Source organism: Corynebacterium sp. UMB8791, assembly GCF_054166365.1.
This window is the reverse complement of the sequence record NZ_JBSZCG010000155.1, coordinates 1-967: the sequence shown is the minus strand read 5'-3', so window position 1 is coordinate 967 and position 967 is coordinate 1. Positions and strand designations below refer to the sequence as shown.

The window sequence follows — 967 nt, the reverse complement described above, 5'->3', positions numbered from 1 at the left end:
CAACGCGGAGACTTCCTTGCGTAACTGGTGTGGAATACCGACTCGGTATGCGGATTGTCGTTGCTGGTGTGAGGCCGGTTAAATGAGCGGGCCACACCGTGTTTGGCGAAGAGTTTGCCGAGGTGTTTGCTTGTCATCGCACTGCCGTTATCAGAGTGCACGGTTTTCACGTGGGGAAAACGAGTCAGGATGTCGTCAAACATTGCTGCTGCTACGTGGCTGTTTTCGCGTTCTGCTACGACGCAGCCAACGATTGCGCGGGAGTACAGGTCAATGACCGTGTGGCATGCGAAGTTTTGTCCGACGTATTGTCCAGGCAAGAAGGTAATGTCCCAGCACAGTACCTGGCCAGGTGCTGTGGCGCGTACATGTGGCGGGGAGGCGTTTCGTTTGCGTTGAGCTTGCTTGGCTTTGGTGTTGTGTCGTTGGTAGAGCAATCGTCCATGTTTTTTGGCAACTCGGTAGAAACTGCGCAGGCTTGCCAGGTAAATCCCGTTGTTTAACGCGGCGTAAAATACCTGGTCCACCCCGGAATGTGGATTGGCGTCTAACAATTCCAAGATGCGCTCGACAGTGGTATCGGACAGTCGGTTGATCCGTCGTTTGTCGTAGGCAATTGGATCGGCAACACGTGGGCGTGGCTTCGTTTGATAGAACACGCGGCTGCGTGAGACTCCGATGATGCGCATTGCGTGAGTTTTCGAATAGCCACAGTCAACTAACTGGTCAATCAGTGTTTCTTCTGCGTGTTGTCCTTGGTCGTAGAGGCGTTGTTGGTCGTTGGTGAGGACTCTTCCGCCACGTTTGAGTCCACGCCATGTTGTCCTGGCATGGTCGCTAAAGCTTTTCCCAACACATCAGTGGCTAGTTCAGCCCGCTCTGCTCTTTCTGTTGCCTTATCCAGGGCACGCTGCATAGCTTCCTCCCGACGCTTCGCATCGAGTTCGAGCTTGCGCTTTTGCTGCAT

General features: G+C 53.9%; 2 protein-coding genes. Both read right to left on the bottom strand.

Translation table 11 applies throughout. The features are described 5' to 3' along the window. The coding region (locus tag ACXIUA_RS10555) for a transposase (RefSeq protein ID WP_457976803.1) at positions 1-689 on the bottom strand (689 nt) is incomplete at its 3' end. A gap of 41 nt (positions 690-730) precedes the next feature. Further along, positions 731-967: hypothetical protein (locus tag ACXIUA_RS10550; RefSeq protein WP_457976802.1), on the bottom strand; the 237-nt coding region annotated here is incomplete at its 5' end.